General features: G+C 71.0%; 16 protein-coding genes and 1 pseudogene. 14 read left to right on the top strand and 3 right to left on the bottom strand.

Going from position 1 to position 21,228, the window contains the following annotated elements; genetic code table 11:
* Positions 1-361 precede the first annotated feature (361 nt).
* Both pntB and ATK36_RS02685 read right to left on the bottom strand, forming a co-directional pair.
* Positions 362-1,819 (bottom strand): Re/Si-specific NAD(P)(+) transhydrogenase subunit beta, encoded by a 1,458-nt coding sequence (pntB, locus tag ATK36_RS02690; RefSeq protein WP_098509663.1) that lies wholly within the window; start codon positions 1,817-1,819, stop codon positions 362-364.
* A 31-nt stretch (positions 1,820-1,850) separates the two neighbouring features.
* Entirely contained in the window at positions 1,851-3,389 is a 1,539-nt protein-coding gene (locus tag ATK36_RS02685; protein WP_245914230.1) for a Re/Si-specific NAD(P)(+) transhydrogenase subunit alpha, read from the bottom strand.
* 276 nt (positions 3,390-3,665) lie between these two features.
* On the opposite strand from ATK36_RS02685, the pseudogene ATK36_RS34545 reads away from it, so the two are divergent.
* From ATK36_RS34545 to ATK36_RS02615, 14 genes and pseudogenes are all read left to right on the top strand, one after another.
* Positions 3,666-3,875, top strand: a pseudogene (locus ATK36_RS34545) (VOC family protein); the annotation flags it as partial.
* Between the two features lie 40 nt (positions 3,876-3,915).
* Complete coding sequence (locus ATK36_RS33195; RefSeq protein ID WP_245914228.1) at positions 3,916-4,083, top strand: hypothetical protein; 168 nt, start codon at positions 3,916-3,918, stop codon at positions 4,081-4,083.
* A gap of 588 nt (positions 4,084-4,671) precedes the next feature.
* The gene (locus ATK36_RS02675) at positions 4,672-6,324 is read left to right on the top strand and encodes an ABC transporter substrate-binding protein (RefSeq protein WP_245914227.1); all 1,653 of its coding nucleotides are present in this window, start codon (positions 4,672-4,674) and stop codon (positions 6,322-6,324) included.
* A gap of 5 nt (positions 6,325-6,329) precedes the next feature.
* The gene (locus ATK36_RS02670; protein WP_098509660.1) at positions 6,330-7,310 is read left to right on the top strand and encodes an ABC transporter permease; all 981 of its coding nucleotides are present in this window, start codon (positions 6,330-6,332) and stop codon (positions 7,308-7,310) included.
* Complete coding sequence (locus tag ATK36_RS02665) at positions 7,307-8,164, top strand: ABC transporter permease (protein ID WP_098509659.1); 858 nt, start codon at positions 7,307-7,309, stop codon at positions 8,162-8,164. Before ATK36_RS02670 ends, ATK36_RS02665 begins: the two co-directional genes overlap by 4 nt.
* Positions 8,161-9,834, top strand: coding sequence for a dipeptide ABC transporter ATP-binding protein (locus ATK36_RS02660; protein WP_098509658.1), 1,674 nt, complete (start codon positions 8,161-8,163; stop codon positions 9,832-9,834). The genes ATK36_RS02665 and ATK36_RS02660 overlap by 4 nt, the downstream gene beginning before the upstream one ends.
* An 8-nt stretch (positions 9,835-9,842) precedes the next feature.
* Positions 9,843-12,041, top strand: a complete 2,199-nt coding sequence (locus ATK36_RS33190; RefSeq protein WP_245914225.1) for an LLM class flavin-dependent oxidoreductase — start codon at positions 9,843-9,845, stop codon at positions 12,039-12,041.
* Positions 12,038-13,219 (top strand): acyl-CoA dehydrogenase family protein, encoded by a 1,182-nt coding sequence (locus ATK36_RS02645; protein ID WP_098509657.1) that lies wholly within the window; start codon positions 12,038-12,040, stop codon positions 13,217-13,219. Before ATK36_RS33190 ends, ATK36_RS02645 begins: the two co-directional genes overlap by 4 nt.
* 46 nt (positions 13,220-13,265) lie before the next feature.
* A complete protein-coding gene (locus ATK36_RS02640) occupies positions 13,266-14,291 on the top strand; it encodes an aldo/keto reductase (RefSeq protein ID WP_098509656.1) in 1,026 nt (341 codons plus the stop codon).
* Positions 14,292-14,308: 17 nt separating this feature from the next.
* Positions 14,309-15,328 (top strand): aldo/keto reductase, encoded by a 1,020-nt coding sequence (locus ATK36_RS02635; protein ID WP_098509655.1) that lies wholly within the window; start codon positions 14,309-14,311, stop codon positions 15,326-15,328.
* Entirely contained in the window at positions 15,325-16,389 is a 1,065-nt protein-coding gene (locus ATK36_RS02630) for an LLM class flavin-dependent oxidoreductase (RefSeq protein WP_098509654.1), read from the top strand. Before ATK36_RS02635 ends, ATK36_RS02630 begins: the two co-directional genes overlap by 4 nt.
* 5 nt (positions 16,390-16,394) lie before the next feature.
* On the top strand, positions 16,395-17,711 hold the full coding sequence (locus tag ATK36_RS02625; RefSeq protein ID WP_211291805.1) for an NtaA/DmoA family FMN-dependent monooxygenase: 1,317 nt from the start codon (positions 16,395-16,397) through the stop codon (positions 17,709-17,711).
* Positions 17,708-18,796: an LLM class flavin-dependent oxidoreductase gene (locus tag ATK36_RS02620; protein WP_098509652.1), complete on the top strand. Its 1,089-nt coding sequence runs from the start codon at positions 17,708-17,710 to the stop codon at positions 18,794-18,796. The genes ATK36_RS02625 and ATK36_RS02620 overlap by 4 nt, the downstream gene beginning before the upstream one ends.
* Before the next feature lie 75 nt (positions 18,797-18,871).
* Entirely contained in the window at positions 18,872-19,624 is a 753-nt protein-coding gene (locus tag ATK36_RS02615; RefSeq protein WP_141544348.1) for a hypothetical protein, read from the top strand.
* Here ATK36_RS02615 and ATK36_RS02610 read toward each other — a convergent pair.
* Positions 19,621-21,228 (bottom strand): aldehyde dehydrogenase family protein, encoded by a 1,608-nt coding sequence (locus ATK36_RS02610; protein ID WP_141544347.1) that lies wholly within the window; start codon positions 21,226-21,228, stop codon positions 19,621-19,623. The two genes, ATK36_RS02615 and ATK36_RS02610, sit on opposite strands and share 4 nt — an antisense overlap.

Genomic DNA, 21,228 nt, shown 5'->3' with positions numbered 1-21,228 from the left:
CAAGACTTCGCGAGCATCACCGCAGAAGATCACCTTCTCGACGGGGCTCCCTGCCGCCGAAAAACACAGAGGCGGTGAAGGAGCGGAAACTCCGCTCCCTCACCGCCTCCAGTACCAGGGTGTCGGCAAAGTCTGGTGTGGAGGGCCCTGCGCAGACCGTGGAGGTCCGTGAAGGGTCCCTTCACAGCCTCTGAGTCCGTCAGGGGACCCTTCACAGACCCGAAACCGGTCCGGTAGCCACGGCTCTCCTTGCTGACGACGGGCCCTCGGCCAACTTTGCCGGGTCACCGCCTCCGGTACAGCCGACACCCGCCTTCCAGCATCACCCCCGCGGGCAACTACCCACCGAGTTCGGCGCCGCTCAGGATCCGGCGGCCGCTCCCACGCTCGGCGTACGAGACGGCAACTGGCCGACCAGTTCGTCGACACGCTCCTTCGCGTCGCCGAACAACATCGCCGAGTTCTCGCGGAAGAACAACGGGTTCTGCACCCCCGCGTACCCCGACGACATCGAACGCTTGAACACGACCACGTTCTTGGCGTCCCACACCGTGAGCACCGGCATGCCCGCGATCGGCGAGCCCGGGTCCTCCGCCGCGGCGGGGTTGACCGTGTCGTTCGCGCCGATGACGAGCACGACGTCGGTTTCGGTGAAGTCGTCGTTGATCTCGTCCATCTCCAGGACGATGTCGTAAGGCACCCTGGCCTCGGCGAGCAGGACGTTCATGTGCCCGGGCAGCCGACCGGCGACCGGGTGGATGCCGAAGCGCACCTCGACGCCGCGCTCGCGCAGCCGGCGGGTCAGCTCGGCGACGCCGTGCTGTGCCTGCGCCACCGCCATTCCGTAACCCGGTGTGATGATCACGCTGCTCGCGTCCGCGAGCAGCTCGGCGACGCCGTCGACGGTCACCTCGCGGTGCTCTCCGTAGTCGACATCGCCGGCCGGACCGGCCTCGATGCCGAAACCGCCCGCGATGACCGAGAGGAACGAGCGGTTCATGGCCTTGCACATGATGTAGGACAGGTACGCACCCGAGGACCCGACGAGCGCGCCGGTGACGATGAGCAGGTTGTTCTCCAGCAGGAACCCGCTCGCCGCGGCCGCCCAGCCCGAGTAGCTGTTGAGCATCGAGACGACGACCGGCATGTCACCGCCGCCGATCGAGGCCACCAGATGCCAGCCGAGCACCAGCGCGAGCGCGGTCACCGCGATCAGCAGCCACAGCTGCGGGGCGGCGACGAACCACACGGTCAGTGCCACGAACAGCACCAGCGCGCCGAGGTTGAGGAAGTTCTTGCCGGGCAGCATCAGCGGCGAGGACTTGATCCGGGCGGACAGCTTGAGGAACGCCACGATCGAGCCGGTGAACGTCACCGCGCCGATGAACACGCCGATGAAGACTTCCGCCGAGTGGATTCCGCCGAGCCCGGCCGCCGCCAGCGATTGCGCTTCGGCACCACCGAGGTCGGCTTCCACCTGCTGATAACCGTTCCAGCCGACGAGCACGGCGGCCATACCCACGAACGAGTGCAGCAGCGCGATCAGTTCGGGCATGCCGGTCATCTGCACCGCGCGGGCGCGCTGCAGGCCGACGGCGGCGCCCAGCACCAGAGCGACCACCATGAGCACGACGCCGAGCGCGGAGATTTCCCGGTCCACGGCGAGCGCGATGGTCGCGGCGAGGGCGACGACCATCCCGGCGATGCCGAAACCGTTGCCGGTCTTGGCTGTTTCGTGGCGCGACAGGCGGGCCAGCGCCAGGATGAACAACAGGGCAGCCACGAGGTAGGCCGCCTGGGTGATCGATGCAAGATTCATGATCAGTCTCGAACTTCCTGTTCAGGCGGGTTCAGCTGCGGGAGAACATGGCCAGCATTCGCCGCGTGACAGCGAATCCGCCGAAGACGTTGATCGCCGCGAGCAGGATCGCCGCGGCCGACAGCCAGGTCACCACCGGGTCGCCGTGGCCCACTTGCACCAGGGCACCGACCACGATGATGCCCGAAATCGCGTTCGTCACCGACATCAACGGCGTGTGCAGCGCGTGGTGCACGTGCCCGATCACGTAGAACCCGATCACCACGGCCAGCGCGAACACCGTCAGGTGCCCCTGCAACGCCGCGGGTGAAGCGGCGACCAGCAGGAACAGCAGTGCTCCCGCCACCCCGATCAGCCCGATCCGGGCCGCGGCAGGCAACGTCTTCTTCGGCTCCGGCTCGGCTGCCGCGGCCGGCTCGGCTGCCTTCGGGGCCGCCGAAACCTGCGCCGGCGGTGGCGGCCACAGCAGTTCCCCGTCGCGCACGACCGTCATCGACCGGATGACGACGTCTTCGAGATCGAACACCGGAGCGCCGTTCTTCTCCGGTGTCACCAGCTTCATGAGATTGACCAGGTTCGTACCGTAGAGCTGCGACGCCTGGGCCGGCAGCCGTCCGGCGAGGTCGGTGTAGCCGATGATCGTCACGCCGTTACCGGTCGTGACCACCTGCCCGGCCACCGAACCCGCGACGTTGCCGCCGTTCGCCGCGGCCATGTCGACGATCACGCTGCCCGGCCGCATCGAGGCGACCATCTCGGCGGTGATGATCCGCGGCGCCGGGCGGCCGGGGATCAGCGCGGTCGTGATGATGATGTCGGTCTCGCGGCACTGGTCGGCGTACAGCCGGGCCTCGCGCGCCTTGTAGTCGTCGCTCATCTCCTTGGCGTAGCCGGTCGAGGACACCGCGACGTCCGCCGCCTCGATCGACAGGTACTCCCCGCCCAGGGACTTGATCTGGTCGGCCACCTCCGGGCGGGGATCGGTCGCGCGCACCACCGCACCCAGCGAGCCGGCCGCGCCGATCGCCGCGAGCCCGGCCACGCCCGCGCCCACGACCAGCACCTTCGCCGGCGGCACCTTCCCGGCGGCGGTCACCTGCCCGGTGAAGAACCGGCCGAAGGCGTGCGCGGCCTCGACGACCGCCCGGTACCCGGCGATGTTGGCCATCGAGGAGAGCACGTCCAGCGACTGCGCCCGCGAGATCCGCGGCACCGCGTCCATCGCCAGCGCGGTGATCGGCCGGCGCGCCAGGTCCGCGACCAGATCCTTGTTCAGCGCCGGGCTCAGCAGACTGATCACGGTCGCGCCCGGCGCCATCGCGTCCAGCTGCGCAGCCGTCGGCGCGTTGACCCCGAACACGAGATCCGCTCCGGTCGCGTCCCCGATCGACGCGCCCGCTTCGGCATACGCCTCGTCGGAAAAACTCGCCGCCACACCGGCGCCGGGTTCGACCACCACCCGGTAACCCAGCTTGAGCAGCTGGGCCACCGTCGCAGGTGTCGCGGCTACCCGGGTCTCCCCCGGGACGGCCTCCTTCAGCACCCCGATGGCGCGTTCATCGTCAGCCACGAAAACCTCCTCGTCGCCCGGCGCGACGGCCGGGACCCTGCATCTCACCATCCTGGTGAACGCACGTGCGAACGCCAGTGTGAACTCAGCCATCTCGACCGGTTACTCAATCGGTTCAGTCCCGTTGACCACGGGAATATTCCCACCGATCGGCGATACTGGTCGTTCTCGGCTTCCGTTCGGCTCGGTTCGGTTCGAGGCCGCTCTCGCGCAGGCGCACGGCACAGGGTGTCGGCAAAGTCGGTGTGAGGTGCCCAGCGCCGACTGTGGAGGTCCGTGAAGGACCCCTTCACAGACTCGAAACCGGTCCGGCGCTATCGCGGACAGCCCGGCACGTATTCGATGCGGCTCGCTTTGGCCGGCAGTGCTCCACAGATCGAATTCATCCAGCCACTCGAAGGCCCCAGCATTTGTCACGACTGGATCAGCGAACGCGGATACGGACCACACCACGTCGGAGTGCGCGTGAAGCCGGCCCAGGACACCGCCGCATCCGCCCGCAGCCGCCCGCGATGCCGGAATCACCGTGCTGCAAAAGGGATTCGGCTACGGCCTCGGCGGCGACGGCGATTTCGTCTATCTCGACACGCTCGACAGGTACGGAGTGATCGTCGAAGCCATCGAAGTACCGGCGGTCCGGCGGCCGTCCGAGGTCCTTCGTCACGAAGGAGTCACCCTGGCGACGGCCGGCTGAGACCCGGTGCCCTGAGCCGAGTTCCGGGCATGGCGGCCCTCGGTCCGTCCGGCCGCTCCCCAAAAGGACTCACCCTGGCGACGGCCGGCTGAGACCCGGTGCCCTGAGCCGAGTTCCGGACATGGCGGCCCTCGGTCTGTCCGGCCGCTCCCGCATGCTGTGAAGGGGCCCTTCACGGACTCAGAGTCCGTGAAGGGCCCCTTCACGGACTTGTGCCGTCGGCGGGCAGCGGGCAGCGGGCAGCGGGCGGATTCGAGCACGCAGGGCACAAAAAGGCGGTCGTCCCGGCGTCCGGGATTCCTTGGACCTGCCCCGGACCCGACCTATAGTCCGATTCGTGAGCAGGTCCTCTTCGATCCGGATGCGGCGGCAGGCGCCGCGCGGGATCTGCGCGTTCTGTCGCCGCTGAGCGAACCCCTTTCCCCCGGATCCGTGCCCGCACAGGCGAGGCGCGGGCCGCTGCTTCGACGTGCCCGTTGCCCGCCCGGGGCAACGGGGACGCCGCCGACCCCGAACGCGAGAGCAGACATGTCCGATCTTCGCAGTGTTGTCGAGAATTCCGTGCCCCCACGGAGAAAATGGCCCTGGGTGGCCGCCGGCCTGGTGGCCGTCCTGATCGCCGCCGTCGTGGTCGCGCTGGTGCGCGGTGGAGGTGCCGATGCCGAGGCCGGCGCGAGCACGCCCGTGCGCGGTGGCACGCTCCGGTTCGCGCTCATCGACTACCAGCGCAGCCCCGATCCGCAGTGGGGCACGAACTACGCGGAATCCCTCATCGGCAACAACATCACCGACAAGCTCACCTGGCAGGACCCCGCGACCGGGGCGATCACACCGTGGCTCGCGCAGTCGTGGGAGTACACCAAGGATCTCACCGAGTTCACCTTCCACCTGCGTCCCGATGTGACCTTCAGCGACGGCACGCCGTTCGACGCCCAGGCCGTGAAAGCCAACTTCGACCAGTACGTGCACGGCGACCCGGCGCTCGGCATCCTGCCCAACGGGGCGCCGCTGCTGGCCGGGTACCAGGAGACGAAGGTCGTCGACGAGCACACCGTGACAGTGCGCTTTGCCAAGCCCAGCGCCAGTTTCCTGCAGGCATCGTCGTTCACGGCGAACGCGCAGCCGGGGTTTCTCTCCCTGTCGACGCTGAAGCTGAGCGCACAGCAGCGGACCGACCCGAAGAAGATCATCGGCACCGGGCCGTTCGTGTACGAATCGTGGGAGCCCCAGGTGAAGACCGTGCTGGCCCGGCGCCAGGGTTATCACTGGGCGCCGCCCGCGCTGCACCACGACGGTGAAGCCTACCTCGACAAGGTCGTGTTCAACACCGTCCCCGAGGCGAGCGTCCGCACGGGATCGCTGGCCTCGGGCGCGATCGACGCCACGCTCGACGTCAGCACGACCGACGAGAAGCCGTTGGCGGATCAGGGTTTCCAGATCATCCACCGGGGCGTTTCCGGTACCGCGATCCACTTCGCCTTCAATTCCTCGCTCTTCCCCACCGACGATCTCGCGGTGCGCAAGGCGATCCAGCTCGGCTGGAACCGGCAGACGATCGAGAAGACCGTGCTCACCCCGTCGTACTCGATCGCCAAGTCCATCCTCGAACCCTCGGTGCCCGGCTACGCCGACTACAGCGGCTCGGCGCTGAAGTACGACCCGGACCAGGCGAAGCGGCTGCTCGACCAGGCAGGCTGGGTGCCCGGTCCCGACGGCATCCGGGTCCGGGACGGCCGGAAGCTGACGGTCAAGCTGCTCGGCATCAACAACCTCGTGGCGAACAAGCCCGCCTACGAATCCGTCCAGCAGGACCTGCGCGCGATCGGCATCGACCTGCAGCTGACCGTGGTCCCCATTCCCGACTACGCGGCCCAGCAGGCCAAGGCGAAGGACAGCTGGAACATCACCGCCGCCAACCGCTCGCGCAACGACCCCGCCGTGCTCAAACTTCAGTTCAGCCCTGCGAGCGGCAACACCTCGTACCTGTCGCAGGCGTCCCCCGGCGTCGACCTGAACGAGGTCACCCAGACGCTGGGCAAGCTGGAGACCACGCTCGACCCGGCGCAGCGGGCGCAGTACACCAAAGCCGCGCAGGACCTCGTCGTGGACAAGTACGCACTGGTCAACCCGGTCTACAACCCGTCACAGGTGATCGCGCAGGCGCCGTACGTGCACGGCATCCTCTTCGACGCCCAGTCGCGCAACCACTTCGTGGACGCGTGGAAGAGCGACGGGAAGTAGGGCCGGTGCTGCGCTACGTCCTGCTCAAGCTCGGCCGCGCGGTGTTCGTCGTGTGGGCGGCGTTCACCCTCACCTTCATCCTGCTGTTCGTGCTGCCCGCCAACCCGGTGGACCTGCTCTTCGACCCGGCCGAGCTCAACTCGGTGCCGCCCGAGGTCCGCGCACAGGTGGCCGACGGCTACGGGTTCGGCGAGCCCGTGGTGGTGCAGTATCTCGACCGGCTCGGGCACGCGCTGCGCGGCGACTTCGGTACGTCCGTCCAATCCGGACGGTCGGTGAGCGCGTCGATCGCCGACGTGCTGCCCTACACTCTGCTGCTCGCCGCCGGGGCGCTCGTCCTTGCCGTGCTGATCGCGTTCGGCGTCGCCGTGGTGGCTACGTCGGCGCGGCGGCGGTGGCTGCGCACCCTGGTGGAGTCGCTGCCGACCGCGGCGGTGTCGATCCCGGTGTTCCTGTCGGGAATCCTGCTGCTGCAGGTGTTCTCCTTCCGGCTCGGCTGGCTCCCGCCGTTCGGCGACGCCGGGTGGCAGAGCCTGGTGCTGCCGCTGGTCACGCTGGCCGTCCCGGTCGCCGGGCCGATCGCGCAACTGCTGGTGCGGTCGTTCGCGACCGAGTTCCGGGCGGGGTATGTCACCACGGGCCGGGCCAAGGGCGCCACGCGCGGCCGCATCCTCACCGGGGAGGTGTTCCGCAACGCGAGCCTGCCCGCGCTCACCATCGCGGGGGTCACGTTCGGCAACCTCGTCGCCGGTTCGGTGATCACGGAGACGGTGTTCGCACGCAAGGGGCTGGGCCGCATGACGCAGAACGCGATCAGCACCCTGGATTTGCCGCTGGTGCAAGGGATCGTCGTGTTCGTCGCCGCGTCGTTCGCCGTGCTCAACCTCGTTGTCGACCTCGCCTACCCGCTGCTGGATCCGCGGCTGCGGGCCGCGCTCACCACCGGCCGGACCACGGCCGTGGCGGCGGAGAGGAGCATCGCATGACCGTCGCGGCCCTGCCCGGGGCGCGCCACCCGGCCGTCCTCGCCCGCCTAGCCGGCTTTGCGCGCACGCCAAGCCTGGTGCTGGCGTGGGTGATCGTGCTGATCGCGATCGGCTGGGCGCTGTTCCCCGCGCTGTTCACCGCCTACAGCCCGGTTGTCGGCAACCCCGATGAGGGGTTCGCCGCACCGGGCGCCGCGCACTGGTTCGGCACGGACCGGCTCGGCCGGGACCTGTTCGCCCGCAGCGTCTACGGCGCGGGCACCACGCTCACCGCCACGCTGTTCGCCGTGCTGACCGGGTTCGGCTTCGGCTCGCTGATCGGGCTGGCCGCCGGATTCACCGGGGGCTGGGCGGACACCGTCATCATGCGCGTGGCCGACGTGTTCCTCGCGATCCCGAACCTGCTGCTGGCCATGGTCCTGGTGTCGGTGCTCGGCTACTCGACGAACAACATCGCGCTCGCGGTCGGGATCTCGTCGATCGCCTCGTTCGCGCGGGTGATGCGTGCGGAAGTGCTCGCGGTGTCCGGCCGCGACTACGTCCGCGCGGCCTACGGCCTCGGCGTGCGGCGGTGGGGTGTGGTGCTGCGCCACATCGTGCCGAACGCGGTCAGCCCGGTGCTGGCACTCGCCGCGCTGGAGATCGGCAGCGCGATCCTCGCCGTGGCCGGGCTCGGTTTCCTCGGCTACGGCGCACCGCCGCCGACGCCCGAGTGGGGTCTGCTCGTGGCGGAGGGCCGGGACTACGTGGCCGTGCACCCGTGGATCTCGCTACTGCCGGGCGCCGCGCTCGCGGCGGTCGTGCTCGCCGCGCACCGCATCAGCACCTCGTTCAGGAAGGACCACGGCCGATGACCCTCACCTCAGCCGAAGCGGCCGCGGCCGGCGCGGCGGAACACGACGAGCCACTGCTGCGGATCAGCGGCCTCACCGTGGACTACCCGGCCGCGCGCCGCGGCCGGGCCACCGCGGTGCGCGAGGCCACGCTGCACGTCGAGCCCGGCGAATTCGTCGCGCTGGTCGGCGAGTCCGGATCCGGCAAGACGACCGTCGTGCAGAGCGCGCTCGGCCTGCTGCCGGACAGCGCGCGGGTGCGGGCCGGATCGATCGCCTACACCGGCGTCGACGTCACCGGGTGGGACGACCGCCGGATGGCGCTGGTGCGCGGGAACTACGTCGGGTTCGTGCCGCAGGACCCGAACACCTCGCTCAACCCGGCGAAGAAGATCGGCAGGCAGGTCGTGGAGGCGGTGCGGTTCAACGCACCGGGCAGGCAGTCCGCGCAGCGGCACCGCGAAGCGGCGCTGGAAAGCCTGCGCCACGCCGGGCTCGCCGACGCCGAGCGCGCGGCCGGGCAGTACCCGCACGAGCTGTCCGGCGGGATGAAGCAGCGGGCGCTGATCGCGATCGCGCTGGCCGGGAAGCCACAGCTGATCGTCGCGGACGAGCCGACGTCGGCACTCGACGTGACGGTGCAGAAGGTCATCCTGGACCACCTCGCCCGGCTGCGTACGGAGCTGGGCATCGGCATCCTGCTCGTCACGCACGACCTGGGAATCGCACTCGACCGGGCGGACCGGATCGTGGTGATGCAGGGCGGCCGGATCGTCGAGGACGGCCCCGTCGCCCGGCTGCGGGAGCACCCGGCACACGAGTACACGCGGCAGCTGCTCGACGCCGCGCCGGCCCGGCACAGCGAACGGCTGGAGCCCTCGTCCGGGCCGCGTCCTGATCCTGTAGCGGCACCGGCCGCGATGCGCGCCGAAGGGCTGGCGAAGACCTACCGGCTCCGCAGCGCACGGCGGGAGCTGCGGGCGCTCGACGACGTGGACTTGGTGGTCCGGGAGGGCACCACGCACGCGATCGTCGGCGAGTCCGGAGCGGGCAAGTCGACACTCGCGGGCATCCTCGCCGCGTTCACCACGGCGGACCGGGGCACCGCCCACCTCGGCGACCGGGTGCTGACCGGGCTGCGCCGCCGCGAGCTGCGCGAGGCGCGACGTGAGCTGCAGTTCGTGTTCCAGAACCCGTTCACCTCGCTCGACCCGCGTTTCACCGTGCGGCGGCTGATCGCCGAACCGTTGCGCGCCTTCGGATTGGCCCGCGACGAGCGGAAGCGGGTCGTGGAGCTGCTGCACGCGGTCGCGCTCGACGAGAGCCACCTCGACCGGCTGCCGGGACAGCTCTCCGGCGGGCAGCGGCAGCGGGTCGCGATCGCCCGTGCCCTCGCGCCGAGCCCTCGGGTACTGGTGCTCGACGAGGCCGTGAGCGCGCTGGATGTCGTGGCGCAGGCCCAGATCCTGCAGCTGCTCGTCGATCTGCAGGCCGAGTTCGGGCTGAGCTACGTGTTCGTCACCCACGACCTCGGCGTGGTCCGGCTGATCGCCCACGACGTCACGGTGATGAAGGACGGCGCCGTGGTCGAGACCGGTCCCGCCGGGCGGATCCTGCGCTCCCCCGGCCACGACTACACCCGCAGCCTCCTGGCCGCTGTTCCCGGGGCGATCCTCGCCCCCGCACCCTGAGGAGTCTCATGCCCCGCCAGCTGCACCTCAACGTCAACATCCTCAACGCCGGCGTGTTCGGCGGGTCGTGGCGCTTCCCCGGCACGGATCCGACCGCCGCGTACCGGATCGAGCACTACACGGACATCGCGAAGAAGGCGGAGCAGGCCCGGCTCGACGCCGTGTTCCTCGCCGACGGCCCCTCGCTGGACCCCAACGCCGAACACCGCACCGGCAACAACCTGGAGCCCACCACCGTCCTGGCGCGGATCGCCGCGCAGACCGAGCGGATCGGCCTCATCGGCACGCTATCCTCGACCTACAACGACGCGGACGAGCTGGCCCGGCGGCTCGGCGATCTCGACCACCTCTCCGGCGGACGGTTCGGCTGGAACGTCGTGACCACCGCCGGGTCCGCGGCGGCGCGCAACTTCGGGCGCGCCGGGGAACCCGAGCACAGCTCCCGGTACCGGCGAGCAGCGGCGTTCACCGGGCAGGTGGTGCAGGCGTGGGCGGCGCGCACGCGTCACGCCTCGCCGCAGGGGCGGCCCGTGATCGTGCAGGCGGGTGGCTCAAGCGACGGGCGGGAGCTGGCCTCGAAGGTCGCCGAGGTGGTCTTCTCCGCCGACCAGGACATCGAGCACGCGCGGGCGTTCCGCATCGGGATCCGCGCCGGAGCCTTCCGCCACGGCCGGGACCCCGACGCCGTAGTAGTCCTTCCCGGACTGTCCACTGTGGTCGGAAGCACCGAGGCGGAGGCCAAGGCGCGCCGGGAACTTCTCGACGACCTCCTGCCCGATGCCTACGGCCGGAGCCGGCTCGCCGGGCAGCTGGGGATCTCCCTCGACGGCCTGCGCGACGACGAGCCGATCCCGCGCGAACTGCTGGTGCCACCGGACGAAGCCGGCGGGTCGCAGACGTTCTACCGCCTGGTCAAGCACATCATCGACGGCGAGAACCCGACGCTCGGCGCGCTGCTCAAGCGCCTTTCCGGCGGCGGCGGGCACCGGATCGTGACCGGCACGCCGGAGCAGATCGCCGACGACATCGAGACCTGGTTCCGCGCGGACGCGGCCGACGGGTTCAACGTGATGCCCGATGTCCTGCCGTCCGGGTTCGACGACTTCGCCGACCAGGTGGTGCCGGAGCTGCAGCGGCGCGGCCTGTTCCGCACCGACTACGCGGGTACCACGCTGCGCGAGCACCTCGGCCTGCCCGTCCCCTCCCCCCAGCTCGCCCGGATCCCCCAGGCCCGCGCGACGGTGGCGGCCCGGCTGCCCGACCGGTTTCGGGTCCGTGAAGGGGCCCTTCACGGACTCAGGGTCCGTGAAGGGGCCCTTCACAGCCCTCCGCATCCGTTGAGCACGCACGTTCTGCTCTCGCTGCGGGTCGGCACCGCGGACGGGGTCTCCCTGGCCGAGGCGGTCGCGCTGGCGGGTCTGGCGGCAGAGTCCGGCGTCACCGCGATCCGGCTCGCCGACACCGGTGCGCTCGACCCGACCGTCGTCGCGTCCTACCTCGCCGGGCGGCACCCCGGGATCGGGTATCTCGCGGAAGTCCCGACGACCGGTAACGCGCCGTACAACGTCGCGCGCCGGATCCTGTCGCTCGACCGCGCCACCGGCGGCCGGGCGGGGATCGTGCTGCTCGCCGGGGACGGTGACGAGGTCAGTGCCACCGCGGTGCCCGACCCGACCGCCACCCACCCGGTACAGCGGTGGATCGAGTACGCCGGCGTGCTGACTCGGCTGTGGGAGTCGTTCCCGCGCCAAGCGTTGATCGGCGACCGCGAGAACGCACTGGTGGTGGATACCGCGCTGGTCGAGCCGATCGGCCACGAGGGCGCGTTCTACCGGGTCGCCGGGCCGCTCGACGGGCCTTCGTCGGTGCAGGGACGGCCGCTGGTGGCAGCGGATCTCGGCGCCCTGACGCCGGAAGCGGTGGTGGCATCCGCGGACGTGCTGGTGGCCGACGAGGCCGAAGGCGCGGACGCCAGGGTGACCGAGGCACTGCACCACGTGGGCCGCGCTCGCACGGAAGTGGCGCTGCTGGGCCGGATCACCCCCGGGACCGACCCCCGTGCCTGGATCGCGGAACACCGGCTGGACGGCGTGGAGCTGGTCCCGGAAGGCGGCGCGGACGCCACAGCGGCACTGCTGCGGGACTGGGCCGGGCCACGGCCGGACGCCGGGACCCTGCGCGCGGGCTTCGGGCTGGTGCGCGCATGACCGCCGAGCTGATCTCCGCCGGCTACTCCGTGGCCGGGATCCGGGAGGCCATCGCGCCGGTGCTCACCCGGCTCGCCGCGGGTGCGGCCGAGCGGGAGCGGACCCGCACCTACGCGTTCGACGACGTCCGCGACCTGGCCGGGCAGCGGATCGGGCTGCTCGGGATCGCGGTCGCCGACGGTGGTGCGGGCGGCTCGCTGCGTGAGGTCACCGAGCTGATCGTGGCGCTCGCGCGCGCGGATTCCAATGTGGCACAGGCGTTACGGCCGACGTTCCTGATCGCCGAACGGGTGCGCCGGCCGGATTTCCCGCACCGCGAGCGGATGCTGCGGCGGCTGCGCGAAGGCGACCTATTCGCGGGCAGCGGCAACGAACGCACCGGCGGCGCCAGCGGCTCGGTGCACGCGGCCATCCGCCGCGACGGGGACGGATACGTGGTCAACGGCGAGAAGTTCTACTCGACCGGTGGCCTGTACGCGACGTGGTTCAGCACCTCGGCCACCGGCGAGGACGGGACCGTGGTCGGCTTCACCGTGCCGTTCGACCGCGAAGGCGTGCACCGGCTCGACGACTTCGACGCGGTCGGCCAGCGTCTCACCGCCAGCGGGACCACGCGGCTGGTCGACGTGCGGGTGCGCCCCGACGAGCTGACCCCGCCGGACACGCAGCCGGCCACTCCGTGGCGCGGGTCGTTCGCCCAGCTGTACCTCGCGGCGGTCGAGGCGGGGATCGCGGCTGCGGCGCTCGACGACGCCGTGCGGTTCGTCCGGGCCAAAGCACGGCCGATCAAGCACAGCACGGCGACGCACAGCGTCGACGACCCGTACGTGCGCGAGACCGTGGGCCGGATCGGGGCACACGCCCAGGCGGCGCGGTCCGCGGTGCTGGTCGCGGCGGAGGTACTGGAGTCCGCGCGGGACGGCGACCGGGCCGTGGCCGCGGAAGCCGCGGTGACCGTGGCGCAGACCGGCGTGATCGCGATCGAGGCGGCGTTCCGCGCCGCGGAGCTGCTGTTCGACGTCGGCGGCGGCTCGGCGACCGACCGCGATCTCGGCTTCGACCGGCACTGGCGCAACGCGCGGACCGTCGCCAACCACAACCCGCGGCAGTGGAAGGCCGCGGTGGCCGGGGCGTTCCACCTCACCGGCGAGGACCCGCCGACCACCGGACTGTTCTGAGATCCCCTGAGATCCCTGAGATCCCCCGAGATCACGAGGAGCCACGATGACCACCGACTCCGGGCGGGTGCTCGGCCGCACCGGCGTGCCGATCACCCCGCTGACCCTCGGCACGATGAATTTCGGCCGCTGGCAAGAAGAAGACGAGAGCATCCGGATCATCCACGCGGCGCTGGACGCCGGCGTCACGTCGCTCGACACCGCCGACGTCTACGGCCGGGGCCGGAGCGAGGAGATCGTCGGCAGGGCGCTGCGCGGCCGCCGTGACGAAGTGTTCCTCGCGACGAAGTTCCACGGCCGCCTCGGCGACGACCCGCGCCACGCGGGCAGCTCGCGGTACTGGATCCTGCGCGCGGCCGAGGACAGCCTGCGCCGGCTCGGCACCGACCACCTGGACCTCTATCAGGCGCACCGGCCGGATCCGCGCACCGATCTGCTGGAGACCCTGCAGACGTTGAGCGATCTGGTGCGCCAGGGCAAGATCCGCTACTACGGCACGTCGGCCTTCCCCGCGCACCGGCTCGTGGAAGCCCAGTGGCTGGCCGAAAAACACGGCCTCGTCGCGCCGCACACCGAGCAGCTGCCGTACTCGCCGCTCGTGCGCGGCGCGGAACGCGAGGTGCTGCCCGTGGCGCGCAAGTACGGCATCGGCGTGCTCAGCTACGGGCCGCTGGCCGCCGGATGGCTGTCCGGGAAGTACCGGCTCGGCGGACCGCAGCCGGAGTCCGCCCGCGCCGATCTCGTGCCCGGGCGGTTCGATGTGGGCCTGGCCCGCAACCACCGCAAGCTCGTCGCCGCGGACGCCCTCGCCGGACTCGCCGAGGCGCACGGTCTGTCCCTTGTGGACCTGTCGGTCGGGTTCGCGCTGAGCCATCCCGCGGTGAGCAGCGTCATCATCGGCCCGCGCACGCAGGAGCACCTCGATGCCTACCTCAAGGCCGCGACCACCGAACTGGGCACCGAAGTGCTCGACCGGATCGACGAGATCGTCGACCCCGGCACCCAGTTCCTCGAACGGGACACCGGGCAGGACACGCCCGCCCTGCAGCCCGCCGCGCGCCGTAACCCTTGACCGGAAAGGAAACCCCCGTGAGCACCCCCCTCCACACGCCCGCCTCGGACCGCTACGAACACCTGCCCTACCGTCGCGCCGGCCGGTCCGGGCTCGACCTGCCCGCGTTCTCCTTCGGGCTGTGGCAGAAGTTCGGCCCGGACCACAGCTACGAGAAGCGCCGCGAGATCGTGCTGCACGCGTTCGACCTCGGGATCACGCACTTCGACAACGCCGACCGCTACGGCCCGCCCCCGCGTGGTGCGCAGAAGTTCTTCGGCCGGGTGCTGGCGCGCGACCTCGCGCCGCACCGGGACGAGCTGATCCTCTCCACCAAGGCGGGCAATCCGATCGGCGCGAGCCCGTACCAGAAGGGCGCGTCGCGGAAGTCGCTGCTGGCATCACTGGACCACAGCCTGCGCGATCTCGGCACGGACTACGTCGACGTGTTCTACAGCCACAGCCCGGACCTGAGCACCCCCATCGAAGAGACGGTCGGTGCGCTGGTGAGCGCGGTGCAACAGGGCAAAGCGCTGTACGCCGGCGTCTCCAACTACCTGCCCGACCGGGCGGGTGAGGCCACGACGCTGCTGCGGGATGCGGGAGTGCCGCTGCTGCTGCACCAGCCGCGGTACTCGATCTTCGACCGCCGCCCCGAGCGCAACGGCCTGCTGAAGCTGGCCGCCGGGGAGGGTTTCGGTGTGATCGTCTACTCGCCGCTCGCGCAGGGCCTGCTGACCGACAAGTACCTGATCGACATTCCCGAGGGGGCCCGGGCGCAGGCGAGCGCGTTCCTCTCCCCCGACGTCATCGACGCCACCTACCGTGAGCGCGCGGCCGCGCTGAACAAGCTGGCCGGGGAACGCGGGCAGTCGCTCGCGCAGCTGGCGCTGCAGTGGGTGCTGCGCCGGCCGGAAGTGACGTCCGCGCTCATCGGCGCGAGCAGCACCGGGCAGCTGGACCACAACCTGCGGGCGCTGGACTTCGCGCCGCTGACCGGTGAGGAGCTGGCCCTGATCGACGAGCACGGCGTGCACGGCACGGGGCTGAAGCTGTGACCGCGCCGATCGGCGCCGGGCTCGGGGACGGGCGCCCGTTCCGGCTGAACTTCCTGCTGCACCTGGACACCGACGTGCCGCCCGCGCGGGCGTACCGGCAGGCGGTGGAGCTGTTCGTGGCCGCGGAGGAGCTGGGCTACGACTCCGGCTGGGTGATCCAGCGGCACTTCCGGCAGGGGAAGGAGCACGTGTCGGCTCCCTTGGTGGTGCTCGCCGCGATAGCGCAGCACACGCACTGGATCGGCCTCGGCACCGGCGTGCTCGTGCTGCCGCTGGAGGATCCGCTGCGGGTCGCCGAGGACGCGGCCACGCTCGACGCGCTCAGCGCCGGGCGACTCGAACTGGGCGTCGGGTCGGGCCCCTTCCCCGGCGCATGGGAGGCATTCGGGCGGGACCTGGGCGAGCGGCACACGCTGTTCGACGCGTCCGCCGCGCGTCTGCACGAGGTGCTGGAAGGCAAGGCGCTCAACGATTCCGGCGAGGTGCTGCACCCGCCGGGCACGGGCGTGCGGCACCGGCTGTGGCAGGCGACCACGAGCGCCCCGGACCACGCGCACCGTGCCGCAGCCGCCGCCGCACGGGCCGGGGACGGGCTGCAGCTGTCCCGCGCGACCGCGTGGAGCGGCTCGACCGTGGCCGAGGCCCAGCGCGCGCAAGCCGAGTGGATCGCCACGTACCGCGAAGCGTGGACCGAGCCAGACCGTGCGCCTCGCGTGCAGGTCTCGCGCGCGGTGTACCCGCACCCGGACCGCGCGGTCGCGCGTGAGCTGGTCACCTCGGGCGTACGGCGGTGGCAGAGCTGGCAGTCGCACCGGCGGGACGCGACGGCGCTCGGCGTCGACGACTACCTCGCCGCCGACCACGCGCTGATCGGGCCGCCGGACGACCTGGCAGCCGAGCTGACGCGTGATCCGGCGCTGCGGCACGCCACGGACCTGCTGGTCAGCTTCGTGCCCGGCGTGCCGGACTTCGACGAGCACCTGCGGCTGCTCACCGACACGGCACGGCAGCTCGCCCCGGCGCTCGGCTGGCGGCCCGCGGCCGAGGTGGTGCCGTCGTGAGCCGGATGCACCTGAACCTGTCGCTGATGACGCCTGGCCACTTTCGCCACGCCTGGCGGCTCCCCCACGCGGATCCGCTGGCATACCTGGACATCGACCACTTCCAGCGGCTCGCGCGGATCGCCGAGGCCGCGAAGATCGACGCCGTGTTCCTCGGCGACGGCCCCGCGCTGCGCGGGGAGATCGAGGACGCACCGGGAACCGGGCTGGACCCGTTGGTACTGCTGGGAAACCTCGCCGCGGTCACCACGCACCTGGGGGTGATCGCGACCAGCTCGACAACATACAACTCCCCGTACAACTTCGCGCGCCGGTTCCAGGCGCTCGATCACGTGACGAAGGGCCGCGCCGCGGTCAACGTCGTCACCACCGGCACCCCCGCCGCGGCGGCGAATTTCGGCCTCGCCGAACACCCGGCCAAGGCGGACCGGTACCGGCGGGCGCACGAATTCCTCGACGTGGTGACCCGGCTGTGGGACGGCTGGGAGCCCGGCGCCGTCGTCGCGGACAAGACTACCGGCCGCTACGCCGATCCCGCGCGGATCCACCGGATCGACCACCACGGCGAGTTCTTCTCCGTCGCCGGCCCGCTGCCGGTCGGCGCCGGTCCCCAGGGGCGGCCGGTGATCGTGCAGGCGGGCGGCTCCGAGGACGGCCGGGACCTCGCCGCCCGGTTCGCCGACGTCGTGTTCACCGTCGCGCAGACCCTCGACGGCGCGGTCGCCTTCCGCGAGGACATCCGGCGGCGGGCCGAAGGTGCGGGCCGGGATCCCAATGACGTCAAGGTTTCCCTCGGGGTCGTCGTCCTCACCTCGGCCACCGAAGGCGAGGCACAGCGCCGGGAGCGGGAGCTGCACGCGACGTTGCCGATCGACCGGCTCGCGGGCGTGCTGCTGGGCAATCTCGGCCTGTCCGCAAAGGATTTCGGCCCGGACGACCCGATCACCGCCGCCGACCTGCCGGACGCGGTGCCCGGCGGCGCGTTCTCCACCGGGTTCGCCACGGCCGTCCGCGCGCTGATCGCGCAGCGCCCGCATACCGCAGGTGAATTGGTCCGGGGCAGCGCCGGGGGCGCCGGGCACCGGCTGCTCACCGGGTCCGCCGTCGCGGTCGCGGACGACCTGCAGGCGTGGTTCGAGGCCGGCGCGGCGGACGGGTTCACGGTGATGCCCGCGGACACCGCGGCCGACTTCGGGAACTTCGCCCGGCTCGTCGTGCCGATCCTGCAGGATCGCGGTCTGTTCCAGGCCGAGTACCACGATCCCACCCTGCGCGGCCGTCTCGGTCTCGCGCCCGCCCGACCGATCGGAGCCCTGCCGTGAGCGAACAGTTCCTGTGGTACATCCCCAACCAGGCCGAACCGGGGCACCGCGGCGACGATACCGTCGAGGGCCACAACAGCCTCGCCACACTGACCGGTCACGCGCTCGCCCTCGAAGACCACGGCTGGGACGGCGCGCTCCTCGGCGCAGGATGGGGCCGTCCGGACACCTTCACCCTCGCCACCGCGCTCGCCGCGCGGACCACGAGGTTCCAGCCGCTCATCGCGATCCGCCCCGGCTACTGGCGCCCCGCGAACTTCGCCGCCGCAGCCGCCACTCTCGACCACCTCACCGGCGGACGGGTACTGGTGAACATCGTGTCCGGCCTGGACGACCTCGCCGCCTATGGCGACACCGAAGGCGACCAGGCACACCGTTATGGTCGCACCAAGGAGTTCCTGCAGATCATCCGTCGCTTGTGGACGGAGGAGAACGTCACCTACCGCGGTGAGCACTTCTCCGTCACCGGTTCGACGATCACGCCCCGCATCGTGGTCCACGGCGAACGACGCCACCCGCGCCTGTATTTCGGCGGCGCGTCCCCCGCGGCCGAACGCGTCGCCGCGACCGAGGCCGACGTCCAGCTGTTCTGGGGCGAACCCCTCGACGGCATCGCCGAACGCATCGACCGGTTACGCGGGCTGAGCACCCGGCTGGAACGCCGCCACGCGCCACTGGAGTTCGGCCTCCGCATCACGACGGTGGTCCGCGACACGACCGAGCAGGCGTGGGCCGACGCGGAGGCGAAGGTCGCGGCGATGGCGAACGGCAAGCTCGCCCGCGACCCCCTCCGGCGTGCTGCCACGGGCCAGCAACGCCTCCTCGATCTGGCTGCCCGCGGCGAAGTCCTGGACGACAATCTGTACACCGCCCCGGGCAAATACGGCGGCGGCGGCGCGGCGACGACCTGGCTCGTGGGGACGGCCGGGGAAGTGGCGAAGTCGCTGCGGAAATACCGGGAACTCGGGGTGACGCATTTCGTGCTGTCGGACACGCCGTACCTGCCGGAGATCCGGCGGCAGGGGGCGGAACTGCTGCCCCTGCTGCGGGAACGCCCCGCTTTCGTGCTCGGTGAAAGGCTGTGAAGGGGCCCTTCACGGACTCTGAGTCCGTGAAGGGCCCCTTCACAGCCAACCGACCTGGCGGCGGGCAGCTGACGCATGGGGATGGCGCACGGGAATGGCGCGTGGTCGGCCTCCTTCTTTCGAGCTAATTGCGGCGGGAAATCCGGCAGAATGGCGGACACTGGGTGTATGGCGATCATTCGGCGAATATTTGCCAGCGGGGCAATGGCGACGTCCCTGCTCCCGTCCGGCCGCGATGCGGGCGTGCAGGTGGGCGAACAGACGTTCACATATCTCGAGGGGCTGGGCGAGCTGCGGCTGACCGACTTCGCGCGCAAACAGCTCGCGACGCAGAATATCGTGGTTCAGGCCGTCGCTCCGGCCACCGCCATCACGGGATCCGACGGGAAAACCGTGGTCGGCATCAAGACGAAACCCGAGTACGGCACCGGTACGGTCACGGTGACCAAGAAGCCGTCGAAAGGGTCGGGCCGCGGCAGCGGCGGCGCGGTCCTGAAGAACTCGAAAGCGCGGATGGAGATCGCGAGCATCCGCGGCTCGGTGCCGGACGGCCGGATTTACGCGTTCCTGAAGGTGAACGATCAGTGGCTGGGTGAGGTGCCGCTGTATTCGACCGACCCCAGCGCGGTGCAGCTGTCGATCGGGCTGGAAGTGCCCCCCAATCCCGTGACGATGAAGGCCGGCGGGATCGAGGTCAAGCCCACTCAGGAGGGCGTGGACGCGTTCACCAAGGCCTTCGGGACGGCACTGTTCACCCCCAAGGACATCGTGTTCACGGCTGCCGCGGACGGCCTCGTGTGGCCGTTGCCGTCCCTGCCGGGCGCCTAGACCTCCGCGGAAGGCGCGCCGACCGCGGCCTCCCAGGGGTGCGCGCGGGAGGTCGCGGTCGCGACCGCTTGCAGACGGCTGGTGCGCAGGAACGGGTAGGCGAGTTCGCCGTGGGTACCGCCGCTGTGGCCGGTGCCGCCGAAGTCGGGCAGGCAGCTGACATGGCTCACGTGCGAGTCGTTGACCTTGAGCAGCCCGCCGTTGGCCACGGCGACGGAAAAGCGTTCGATCACCTTCGGGTCTTCGGTCCACAGCGAGTTGCGCAATCCGTACTTGTTGGCGTTGAGGAACGCGATGCAGCGGTCGAGCAGGCCGGGGCCGTCGCCGGGCACGACCACCGACAGCAGCGGGAAAAAGGTCTCCTCGCGGACCGCCGGGACGTTCTCCGCCTGCTCGAAGCCCTCGACTCGCACCACCGTCGGTTCGATGAACAGCCCCTGCGGATCGGGTTCGCCGCGCAGATCGATCTGGGTGCCGCCGCAGATCTTCGTCGCGCCCGCCGCCAGTGACTCGGCCAGGCAGCGGTGGAACGCGGTCGCGCGCAGGACCGGGCTGAGGACCGTGTCGGAGCGCTCGGGGTCGCCGGGGCGCAACGCCGCCGCGGCAGTCCGGAGCCGATCGAAGAGCTGGTCGGCGATGGCCGGGTGGGCGATGGCGTACTTCGGAATGATGCAGCCCTGGCCGGAACCGTAGAACGACTCCAGCAGCGCCGCGGTGGCGTGGTCGAGGTCGGCGTCCTCCCACACCAGCACGCCGTCGTTGCCGGAGAGTTCCAGGATCGCCTTTTTTCCCAGCGCCACGCACTTGCGTTCGAGCGCGAGACCGCGCTCGCTGGAGCCGAAGTAGTAGATGGAGTTCGCCAGCGGGCTCTCCAGCCACTGCTCCATCAGCACCTCGTAGTCGCCGCAGAGCACGTTGAGCGCGCCGGCCGGGAGGCCGTGTGCTTCGAGCACCGGGATGAGGATCTCGTGGAGGGCGTAGCTCAACGAGCTGGCGCAGCTGCGCGGCACGCGGATGACCAGCGCGTTCCCGGCCAGCAGGGCGAGCGCGGCGACCAGCCCGGTGCCCGGGGTGTTGGCCGGTGGGTCGATGCAGACCACGCCGTCGGGCTGGCGCTGCAACACGATCGTGTGCCGGGGCGTGGTGATCTCCTGACGCAGCAAGGACCGCGCGTGCGCCAGGCTCTCCGGCCGCACGAGGTCGAGCAGCACGTGGGACTGTGCCTCGGCCAGTCGCTTCGGGCAGCCTTCCATCCGCAGGATGTGCGAGAGTTCCTCGCGATGGTCCAGGAAGGCCTGGTGCAGGTCCTGGACGCAGCCGATCCGGGCCTCCAGGGGGATCTCCCGCAGCCGCGGTACCGCCGCCGCGGCGGCGCGGAGCGCGTCCTGTCCGTGCTCCGGTGCCGCCAGCGCGGCCGAGCACAGCACGTGGGGATTCGCGTGCAGTTCCGCTTCGCTGCCCTCCCGCAGCAGGTGCAGCAGCCGCACCGTGTCGGCGCTGCCGGGGTCCAGGACCGTGCGGACGCTCAGGCCGTAGGCCCGTTCCCCGGTGTCGATCCGTTCCCCGCCGATGTAGAGCGGAAAGTGCCGGACGGCGGTGGACAT

It is taken from the genome of Amycolatopsis sulphurea, from assembly GCF_002564045.1.
In the GTDB taxonomy this organism is placed as follows: domain Bacteria; phylum Actinomycetota; class Actinomycetes; order Mycobacteriales; family Pseudonocardiaceae; genus Amycolatopsis; species Amycolatopsis sulphurea.
This window is presented reverse-complemented; position numbering and strand designations above follow the sequence as displayed.